Here is a 9373-nt window from a genome sequence, read left to right on the forward strand (position 1 = left end):
GGTCGGCTTGGGCGATGTAAGGGGCGTGGGTGCAGGTGTGCCGCGTGACGGCCCCGGTCTACCCCCGCCCAGGCGGACGCGCCGCACATCGAAGCCAAACAGGCCTTCATCGAGGACGGCGCCGACAATACGATCGTTGCCGAGAAGAAGGAGCTCAACCTCAAGACGGACGACACGACGGTCATCGAGGAGGACGACGACTTCGGTCACTTCCCCCACCATGACCTCTTCGACCACGGCCTCGACCACCACGATAACGAGATCGTCCTACTGGCCGACGAGTTCGAACACCACGACCACCACGGCCGCCACGACAACGAGTCGATCATCATCGACAACGAATGACACGGACTCCGGGCTGTCCGGATGTAACCCGCCGGGATTCAAGATCGTTGGCTGGGCATGGACAACACCAAGCGTGTACTTGCTGCTGTCGCCCTCGTAGGAGCCGCCCTGTCGTTCACGGGAACCGCAATGGCCGATTAGGTCGACAGCCACGGCGACATCGGGAGCGTCGCACGGGACGAGTCGTTCAACGTCACCTCGCAGACCTTCGGTGACGCGGTGAACAACGGGTTCGGAAACGTGATCAACGAGTTCAGGTAGAGGCCGTTCCTCCTCGGCCCAGCCCGTGCCCGCCCCGGTACAGGGTGCCGCCCCTGTGCCGGGGCGGAGCTGCGCCCGTCCCCGGTCGGCCCCGCCGGCCCTTCGGATGGATGACGCGGCGCTGCCCGCCTGACCGTGTCGCGCCGGGCGGGTCGACTCTGGAAGGGGGCGACTGAGAGGGAGGCCCCAGGGATGGTGCTGCGACCGCCGGTTGAGCCGATGCTGGCGCAGGCCGTGGAGTCGGTGCCTGCTCTCGTGCGTGATCTTGCTTTTGAGCAGAAGTTCGACGGCCACCGCGCCATTCTCTTCACCCCGGCCAGCCCGGACGGCAGGGTCCTGCTCCAGACCCGGCGCGGCCCCCTGGTCCAGGACAGCTTCCCCGATCTGGTCGCCGCCGCCGAGCAACTGCCTGACCGCCTGGTCCTCGACGGCGAACTCGTCGTCTGGGACACCGCAGCCGGACGCCTGTCCTTCGAAGCGCTCCAGCGCCGGGCCGCCGCCCGCGGCCGCACCGCCGCCTGACCGACGCCGACCGCCGAGCGGTCAGGGATGTCCGCCGCACGGGGCCGGAGGTCAGTACTCCGCAACAAGCCGGTCCCGGCCCGGTGACGAATCACATCCGGCCATCACCCCGGCCGGATCCCGGGGGCTACGGTCTGCGCGACGGCGGAACTCGCAGAGGGAGAAGACCATGAGAGCGGTACGGGGGCAGGCGGCCATGGCCGTCCTCGCGATGTGCGGGATGCTGGCGCTGAGCGCCTGTCAGAACGGCGACGACCAGGCCGCCGCACCGGACGCGAAGCCCAGTGCGGCCGCACCGGCGTCGCCCACCTCCACGACCGCCGTGCCGGCCCCTTCGAAGACCGGCGCGGCGCCCAAGCCCTCGGCGACCGCCACCCCGGCGGGGAAGAATCCCCCCGCCCCGGCCCCGCCCTCCGCGCCGGCCTGCGGCGCCGACCACAGGATGCCGGTCTCGCCCGACACGATCGCCGTGCACCGCTACACGCCCGAGGGCGGCATGACCAACCTCATCGTCCAGCACGGCACGTACGGCTGCCCCGGGCGCTTCGAACCGTCGGGCGCGTGGACGTACATCCCGATCTCGGAGAAGGCCAAGATCACCGCGACGGCGCCGATCCTCCCTTCGGAGGTGATGGGCAAGCCCATCTCCACCAGCGAGCTGACCTCCTGGCTGGACACTCACCCGGACAAGGGCCTTCCCTTCCGCTACCACCTGAACGCGGAAGGGGTCATCGACACCCTCGACGAGATCTACGTGAAGTAGCCCGCTGCCGCCGCCTACCAGATGGAGTCGACCCACTCCGGGTGGTCGATGAACGGGTTGCGGTTGTGCTGGTAGGTGTCGTAGATGACCTGGTTGCGGCGCTGCCCGAAGGCGTCCGGCGGGTCCATCTGGTTCCACTTCTTCAGCTTCAGCAGGCTGATCCGGCCGAAGAGGGCGGTGCCGTTGTTGACCCTGTCGTTCATCTCCAGGTCGGGGAAGCCGTCCCCGCCCTCGTAGCGCACGGCCATGTAGAGCAGCATCCGCGCGACATCGCCCTTGACGGCGTCGCGCGGCTCGAAGGAGTCGGCGTCGGTGTAGCTGCCGGGGGACTGGGCGACCGGGCTGCCGGCCATGTCGAAGTCCTTGTTGCCGCGGGTGCTGTTGACCGTGACGTCCTCGGGGCGCAGGTGGTGCAGGTCGGTGCCCGGGCCGGTGGCGGTGCCGAAGTCGCCGTGGCTCTTGGCCCAGACGTGCTCGCGGTTTCAGTCGTCGACGCCGCCGCCGTTGGAGTTCTTGGACTGGGAGTGGCCCGAGTACACCGGTTCCCCGACCTGGTGGCGGCCGCCGCAGAGCAGCTGCCGCACGGCCTTGTCCTCGACGGCGAGCTCCTCGTCTGGGACGCCGTGACCGGCCGACTGTCCTTTGAGGCGCTGCAGCGCCGGGCCGCCGCCCGCGCCCGGAGCGCGCGCGGTCTGGCCGCCACGCTGCCTGCGTTCTACATCGCGTTCGCCGCGCTGCAGCACGAGGGGATCGAGCTGCAGCACCTGCCCTACTGAGAACGCCGCGCCCGACTGGAGGCACTGTTCACCGACCACGGCCTGACGGCCCCATGGACCCTCGTCCCGATGAAGACCGACCCGGCCAAGGCACGTGCATGGCTGGAGGACTGGACCGACGTCTCCGGGGTGGAGGGCATCTTGTAGCCAGGGTTTGCTGTTGACCGATTGACCATCATGTTGCCGGTCCGCAGTCCTACCTGTCACCACCGCCTCTGTCCCTGAGCCCTGTGGAGGTCACCCCGAATCCTGTGGCAACGCCTGCATTCGGTCTCTACAGTCGCCGCATGGCCACCGAGGACGAGGGCTCAAGTCCGCCCGACATCACCGTGATGCTCCATGAGCAAAACAGTGCCTGCAAGGCAGCACGCGACGCCATCGCCACCGGCAACGAGGTAGTGCTCTACGACGGACAGCCGCCACAGTGGATGGTCGTCGGCATCGCCGCGACAAGGCTGAAGCGGTCGTTGAAGATCGGCCTGACGACACTCGACCTCGACGAGACCGTTGAGATCCTCAGCGCTCGGCACCTCGACGAAAAATTGCGTACCGGCAACATCGTTGCAGCAGACCGATCTTGGTTCTTCACCCTGTACTTCGACTCCACTGAGCAATTGTCAATAGTTGTGGATCACTCGACTTGCGACGTCCTGGCAGGTCTTGGTGATCAGCTGCCATGTCGAGGCTGGCCGGGCTCAGTGCCTACTTCGGAACCTCCTCGCCTTCCTCAGGTGTTCCGTCGGCGGTCTGGAAAATCGGTTCCGGGCTGGCGCCTCCGTCTCTAGAGTGCGGCCGTGGAGATCACCTACGAACGCTTCAAGTCGGCCGACGCAGAAGAACTGGTCGGCTTTCTCTCAGGCGACACGTGGCCATTTCACGGCTCGGACGTTGTCGACCAGGCCGAAGTCCGGCAGTGGATTGGAGAGGGCCGCTATGACAACCAGGACAACCGGGCGTTCTGGATCATGGTTGCCGGTGCGCGAACCGGCCTTGTCCGGCTGATGGACCTGTGCGACGACACGCCGCTGTTCGATCTGCGGATCCGCTCCGAGCACCGAGGGCGGGGACTCGGAGGACAGGCCCTGACCTGGCTCACCAGGTACGTGTTCACCGAGTTCCCCCAGGTCCAGCGGATCGAGGGCACCACTCGTCAGGACAACGTAGCGATGCGCCGTGCTTTTCAAAGGTGTGGTTACGCGAAGGAAGCGCACTATCGCGACGCGTGGCCGACGGCCGACGGCAAGGTTCGTGACGCCGTCGGGTATGCGATTCTGCGACGTGACTGGCTCTCCGGCAGCACAACGGTTCCTGATTGGAACGATGAGTGCATCCTTGGAGCAAGTGGCGTTTGATCAGGCTGCCGCGGTCTCTTCGCGCTCGACCAGGATCCCGCTCTCGAAGCGGGCTCCGGCGCGGACAAGTGGGACGAGGACTCGGTCGATTCGCGCAGCCCCTCGGCCAGCGCGATGAGTTCCTTGCGGCCGTCGGGGCGCACGCCCATGAGGACCAGGACGCAGGAGTGGGCCTGGCCGAGGCGGACCTTGGGGCGGACGCCGTCGGCCCACACGTAGACGTAGTCGGAATCCGACAGGTCGCGGGCCTGGAAGGCGGTGTGGTCGTCGGTCCACTGCTTCGTCAGCCGGGTCACCGTCGCCGGCGAGAGGCCGGCCGAGGAGCCCAGGAACTGCTCCATCGCGGGCACGAAGTCCCCGGAGGACAGTCCGTGGAGGTAGAGCAGGGGCAGGACCTCGCTGATCTTCGGGGACTTGCGGCACCACGGCGCGAGGATCTTCGAGGAGAACCGCTTGCGCTCACCGGTCTCCGCATCGACGCGCTTGTCGTTCACGCGGGGCGCCTTCACCGCGAGCGGCCCGGCGGCGGTGGTCACCGTCCGTTCGCGATGATGGCCGTTGCGGACCACCAGACGGCGGCCCACCTCGTCCCGCTTACCGGCCAACTCGGCTATGTACTGGTTGACTTCGGCCTCCAGGGCCGCGGCGAGCATCCGCCGGGCACCCTCGCGGACGATGTCGTCCATCAGGGATCCGGTCTCGGTGGTTCCGTCGTTGTTGACTACGCTGAGCACGGGCGTGCCTTCCCAACCCGCGGTGCAACGCGGGTCTACTCGGTGACCATCAATCGATCACTCGGGAAGGTACGCCCTCCGCATTCCGCGAGGCACCCCTCCCGAGGCCGATACACAGGTCTTGAGCATTGCTCGACTCCACTGGGACCGAGCTCTTGGCATGCAGTGGTGTTAAAAACGAGTGTCCCTCGCAGGAGAATGGTCAGGAACTCCAGCTGTAGAGGCCGCCACCCGTATTCACCGCAGACGCTGCGAGGCGGGCAACGCCTTGCAGGACCGCCAGTAGATCATCGTCGGTCAAGTCGTGCCCATCCTCAGATCGGACCCGCGTGGTCCAGCGGCCTGCGAGCTCTTCGAGCCCGTCGGAGCTCGCGTTGGTCAGCGCCCCGGTCAAACGCTGCGGCAGAGCGAACACCTCAACGCCATCGTTCAAGGGGGCAGTGACCCAGTCCGGCCACGCCCACCCAAGGAGCCGATCGACCGGTGGGGCCTCGGCCGAAGGCTCCTCGAAGTACATGTCCCATTCGGCGATGGCGCTGTCCGGCTCAATGAAACGGCAGGTCACTGAGCGTTTTCAGCTTCGCCACTCCAGGGTGACGCCGCGGCCCTCGCTTGAGCCTGGAAGCTCCTCGGCTGGCCCCGCCGGGCACGGTGGGTTGTCTGTGAAAAGTCGCGGGCGGTCACTTCGCTGAGGGGCCGGTCCTGCGCTTCGGGGCGGAAGGTGATTGTGGGGAGGGATGGAACGCATGCTCGAAGTACCATCCCTGCAAGGTTCTCCGGCCGGTACTTCCCAACCTCCGCAGTGGCGTAGTCGGACGGAGACATCCCTGTAGAGAGGACAGAGGGCATAGGGCGATGAGTGTGGCTGAGAGTTGGTCGCGTGTGATGAGCCTTCTTCGAGAGCATGCGCCGGCCGATCACGCGGATCTGCCGGGGCCCGCTACGGAGCAGATGCTCGCGGCAGCCGAGGAACGGATGGGGATCTCCCTTCATGGGGACCTGCGGACGTGGCTGTTGCAGAACAATCTGGATCTGCCGGAGGAAGACGTCGACGACGACGTGATGTGCTGCGGCTTCGACGGGTTCCCCGACGAGGGAAGCTTCATTCTGGGCATCCGGGCGATGGAGAGGCTCTACGCGAATCACCCCTTGTCCGGTGGGAGCGAATGGCGCGAGGAGTGGATCCCGTTCCAGTCGGACCGGGACGGCTGGATGGGACAGTTCATCGACGCGAGGGACGGACGTATCGGCAGATGGTTCGTGGGTGCGCCCACGGTCACCGGCGAGTACGCGTCACTGGCTCACTACTTCGACTCCGTGGCGGAGATGCTGACGAGGATCGGCGCGGGGGACTATCCGGTCTGTTCCGTTGCCGAAGGGCGACTTGTCTGGTCGTGAGACGGTTCCCAACTGGATGACGGCCATTGCCAATCCGTCCTCACCCTGGAACGGCAGTGAGATTCATCAGCGTTGACGTTCCAGGGCGAGGACGGCTGCGGCGATGACGGTCATCCGGTTGGGGCTGCAGCGGGCCCGGCGCAGGATCTGCCAGGACTTGAGTCGCGCGATGCTTCGTTCGACCGGTGCTCGTGCCGCTGACAGGGCTCGGTTGATCGCCCACTGGGTTGTGGTGAGGTCTTGGCCGGGAAGCCGTCTGATGGGCGTGGTCACCCAGGGGCCGGCCCCGATGTAGGCGCGGTCGGCGAGCACGGGAACGCCCTGGCGTTCGCAGATCCGGATGATGCGTTGGGTGCGGGCCGCGGTCAGGTCATGGGTGCGGCCGGGCAGCGCGGGTGAGATCCACAGCAGGTTGCCGGTGGGATCGGCCACGACCTGCACGTTCACGCCGTGACGGCGGTGCTTCTGGGAGAAGTCGGCCCGGCTGTCGCCGACCCGGTCGCACTCGGCGAGCGTCCCGTCGAGCAGGACGTGATCAGGATCCGTCTCGCGCAGGACCCGCAGCAGACCGGGTGCCCGGCGGGACAGGTGGTTGACGACGGCCGTGACGTAGGCGTGGGCGGTCCCGACAGATATGCCGAAGCCGGCGGCGATCTGCGCGAGCCTCTCGTGCCGGCGCAGGTAGACCAGGCCGACGAGGGCGCGCTGGTGGGGCGGGAGCTTGCAGCGTCGGTCACCCTCACGGGTGACGATGAGCATCGATACCCACTCGACCAGAGCATGAGGCAGGTCGAATGCGGCAGGACGGGGAACCAACGAGGCTCCTGTGCTGATGAGTTGAGACGTCGATCACCTCTCTCAACGGCACGGGAGCCTAGTGAGTTGCGGGAGGCTGGCCCGTCACCCGATCAGTGGCCACTCTGAAAGAGCTCACTGACTCAACGGCCTCACCAGGTCCCCGCAGGCGCGTCGCAGCAGCGGTCTCGTCGTCGGCGGCGAGGAAGAGCACTATGTCGTGGGCCATCTGAGCATGATGGCAGCCCGCTGAGGTGACACGGGTGACGGCCATCGAGGCCAGGCGACATCTGTCTCGACCAGTCACACGTACGTCTGGTGGCACAACGTGGCCACGGCGGTGCTGGTCACGCCGTGCGCGGCGCGGCACAGCGCGGCCCCCCGCCCCGGGTGCGGGCTGCATCGGGCGGTGCGGTGCGTATGTTCGGATCGGACGCGTGGCTATGCCGGTCGACCGGCGATGGACCGGTGTGTCGGCTCCCCCTCTTTCGCCCGCATGTGGGATCTGTCCACGCAGTCCCTGGACCAGTCGAGGCGGTCGGCCACGTTCAGCTCGGCGAGCAGGATGCGGTGCAGCTGGTCGAAGACCCCGGCCTGCTGCCACCGCTCCAGGCGCCGCCAGCAGGTCTGTCCCGACCGAACCCCAGCTCAGGCGGCAGGAGTTGCCAGGCGATGTAGTTGCGCAGGACGTACAGGATGCCCTGCAGACACAACCGGTCCGGCACCGGCCGCGGCCCCGGCGACCGTTCCGGCCAGGGCGGCAGCAGCGGTTCGATCAGTACCCACAACACGTCATCCAGGATCCAAGGCCGAGTGCTCACGCCATCACGAACGGCCGAATCATCGCACCGGTAGTGCCCGACCAGGGCTTCTCAGTAAGATCCTGTTACGAGCTCTGAGGAACGCGAAGGCAGCCGACACGCAGGGTGCCGGCCACCCGATACCCTCTCTAGATATTGATGAGATTCCAGGTCTGGTATATATTGCTTGCCACGCAGGTGCCCTGAGTTTGATAAGGGCGACTGAGATTTCCGTCGAGACAAGCGAAATTGTCCCCGTTTTCGAACTGGCGATTCCCGGTCCAGAGCTGCCATAGCACAGCCATGTCATTGTTATTGCATGCCGAGCTCGTTCCGAGGCCCCATTGGTAGTCTACGTGCAGGCATCGACCGGTGTTTACGTCCTGGATATGCCAGAGGCCATTTCCAACCCAGATGAAGCGCCATTCTTGGTAGACGTTTCCGGACTGGCAGGGGTTGAAGTAGACGTCTCCTGCTACATTGCTGTCCAGGCAGGAGCCCCCGATGGCGTGCTGGATGTGGTGGATGGTGCCGCCGTCAGCACGTGCACTGCCGGCATCGATGACGCTGAACCCGATTACGGCTACAAGCGCTGATAATAGCGCCCCGATCCGTCCGGTGATTATCTTATTCTTCACGTCCCACTCTCTCATGTTGGCGCGTTGTCCACGACCAGTGCAGGTTTTAGCCTATTTGAGCTGAGAGAAAGCAATCGATATCGATTGCTACGTTGTGAGCATCCTGCTTCAACTCGGGGTGAGTCAACCCTCTGGCCCATCGATACCTCTCGGCATCACATTGGCTTTGGGTAATAAAGACATTTTGCGGGATTCGAGCTGTCCGCATATGGGCGGGTGTTCACCTGTGCGGTAAGATAAACGTGATCGAGATAACATTGGAAACCGAGGCCCTGTTCCTGTAGAAGGCCATCGGGGGCTGCATCGGCCGCGCGGCGGCGTGGCCAGCGCTTCTGAACTTGAATTCGTGATGTCGGCGGTGTCGCGGAGGCCGTTGGGCGCTGGTCGTTCGGGATCAAGAGCGTGTCTGCAACCAGCGACGCGCGGCGGCCAGTGTCACTTCGATGTCGTCGCTCCATGAACAGACTTCCAGCCAGGACAGACAGATAGCCGCCCTGGGCGAAGACCAGGACCTCACCGGGGCACTCGCCGGCTTCGGTGACGAGCTGCACTTCGGCTGCCACGGCCGTGCTGGGGCCGGTGGGTGCATGTCCACCTTGCTGGTGTCGAGCTCGAAGTAGGCGGTGCCGCACCCACATGTGCGGCGTGCTCGCACACTGAGGTGCGGAACCTGCCTTTGAGCTCGTAACACGATCACGAGTCGGGCTTGTTGAGGCGTCGCCAGCAGATGAGGCTGCAGGCGAGGGAGACGCTCGGCGCACTCGGCCCTGACCGATAAGCGCTGCTGGCTCTCGGCGACAAAGCCACCGTGCCGCAGCCGGGCCCGAGACCGCCTCCGACGGCCTGTGGCGCCCCTCGGATGGAGGGGATGCGAGGGCCGTCTGGCCGGGCCGCCTAGGGAGTGTCGTCAAAGTAGCGTCGGCCGCCCGAAGGGCGGGGCTGGCGGGGTCTGGTGCGTGCGATCGCAAGGCGGAGGAGGGAATCGACGC

12 protein-coding genes and 2 pseudogenes are annotated in these 9373 nt (G+C 66.0%); 6 read left to right on the plus strand and 8 right to left on the minus strand.

Translation table 11 applies throughout. From position 1 onward, the window contains the following. Positions 1-267: 267 nt before the first annotated feature. On the minus strand, positions 268-498 hold the full coding sequence (locus ADK52_RS42360; protein ID WP_159045948.1) for a hypothetical protein: 231 nt from the start codon (positions 496-498) through the stop codon (positions 268-270). Positions 499-798: 300 nt separating this feature from the next. Here ADK52_RS42360 and ADK52_RS14380 point away from each other — a divergent pair, with 300 nt between their 5' ends. Both ADK52_RS14380 and ADK52_RS41490 read left to right on the plus strand, forming a co-directional pair. Continuing rightward, a complete protein-coding gene (locus tag ADK52_RS14380; protein ID WP_053690173.1) occupies positions 799-1128 on the plus strand; it encodes a hypothetical protein in 330 nt (109 codons plus the stop codon). 169 nt (positions 1129-1297) lie between these two features. Beyond that, on the plus strand, positions 1298-1891 hold the full coding sequence (locus ADK52_RS41490; protein WP_063783843.1) for a hypothetical protein: 594 nt from the start codon (positions 1298-1300) through the stop codon (positions 1889-1891). 14 nt (positions 1892-1905) lie between these two features. On the opposite strand, the pseudogene ADK52_RS14390 reads toward ADK52_RS41490, so the two are convergent. Continuing rightward, positions 1906-2430 (minus strand): annotated as a pseudogene (locus ADK52_RS14390) (endonuclease I family protein); the annotation flags it as partial. Here ADK52_RS14390 and ADK52_RS42970 point away from each other — a divergent pair. The 3 genes from ADK52_RS42970 (at position 2416) to ADK52_RS40030 (ending at position 4019) form a co-directional block, all read left to right on the plus strand. Then, the gene (locus tag ADK52_RS42970; RefSeq protein ID WP_199828501.1) at positions 2416-2667 is read left to right on the plus strand and encodes a hypothetical protein; all 252 of its coding nucleotides are present in this window, start codon (positions 2416-2418) and stop codon (positions 2665-2667) included. The pseudogene ADK52_RS14390 and the gene ADK52_RS42970 sit on opposite strands and share 15 nt — an antisense overlap. 287 nt (positions 2668-2954) lie before the next feature. Next, complete coding sequence (locus ADK52_RS43655; protein WP_234343753.1) at positions 2955-3452, plus strand: hypothetical protein; 498 nt, start codon at positions 2955-2957, stop codon at positions 3450-3452. Positions 3453-3461: 9 nt separating this feature from the next. After that, on the plus strand, positions 3462-4019 hold the full coding sequence (locus tag ADK52_RS40030; RefSeq protein ID WP_078988320.1) for a GNAT family N-acetyltransferase: 558 nt from the start codon (positions 3462-3464) through the stop codon (positions 4017-4019). A gap of 65 nt (positions 4020-4084) precedes the next feature. On the opposite strand, the pseudogene ADK52_RS14400 reads toward ADK52_RS40030, so the two are convergent. Beyond that, positions 4085-4753: pseudogene (locus ADK52_RS14400) on the minus strand (transposase); the annotation flags it as partial. A 202-nt stretch (positions 4754-4955) separates the two neighbouring features. Next, positions 4956-5318, minus strand: a complete 363-nt coding sequence (locus ADK52_RS14405; protein WP_053690176.1) for a hypothetical protein — start codon at positions 5316-5318, stop codon at positions 4956-4958. A 320-nt stretch (positions 5319-5638) separates the two neighbouring features. Between ADK52_RS14405 and ADK52_RS14410 the strand changes: the two genes are divergently transcribed. Then, positions 5639-6151: an SMI1/KNR4 family protein gene (locus tag ADK52_RS14410; RefSeq protein ID WP_267887255.1), complete on the plus strand. Its 513-nt coding sequence runs from the start codon at positions 5639-5641 to the stop codon at positions 6149-6151. A 66-nt stretch (positions 6152-6217) separates the two neighbouring features. Here the strand turns inward: ADK52_RS14410 and ADK52_RS14415 are convergent, their stop codons facing one another. The 4 genes from ADK52_RS14415 to ADK52_RS43660 all read right to left on the minus strand — a co-directional run bounded on the left by ADK52_RS14415 (position 6218) and on the right by ADK52_RS43660 (position 8947). Beyond that, the gene (locus ADK52_RS14415; RefSeq protein WP_053690178.1) at positions 6218-6967 is read right to left on the minus strand and encodes an IS5/IS1182 family transposase; all 750 of its coding nucleotides are present in this window, start codon (positions 6965-6967) and stop codon (positions 6218-6220) included. 527 nt (positions 6968-7494) lie between these two features. Next, on the minus strand, positions 7495-7767 hold the full coding sequence (locus ADK52_RS45040; RefSeq protein ID WP_420714863.1) for a transposase: 273 nt from the start codon (positions 7765-7767) through the stop codon (positions 7495-7497). A 128-nt stretch (positions 7768-7895) separates the two neighbouring features. Further along, positions 7896-8384 (minus strand): RICIN domain-containing protein, encoded by a 489-nt coding sequence (locus ADK52_RS42365; RefSeq protein ID WP_159045950.1) that lies wholly within the window; start codon positions 8382-8384, stop codon positions 7896-7898. Positions 8385-8539: 155 nt separating this feature from the next. Further along, positions 8540-8947: a hypothetical protein gene (locus tag ADK52_RS43660; RefSeq protein WP_234343768.1), complete on the minus strand. Its 408-nt coding sequence runs from the start codon at positions 8945-8947 to the stop codon at positions 8540-8542. Positions 8948-9373 lie beyond the last annotated feature (426 nt).

It is taken from the genome of Streptomyces sp. WM6372 (assembly GCF_001279655.1).
Taxonomy (GTDB): domain Bacteria; phylum Actinomycetota; class Actinomycetes; order Streptomycetales; family Streptomycetaceae; genus Streptomyces.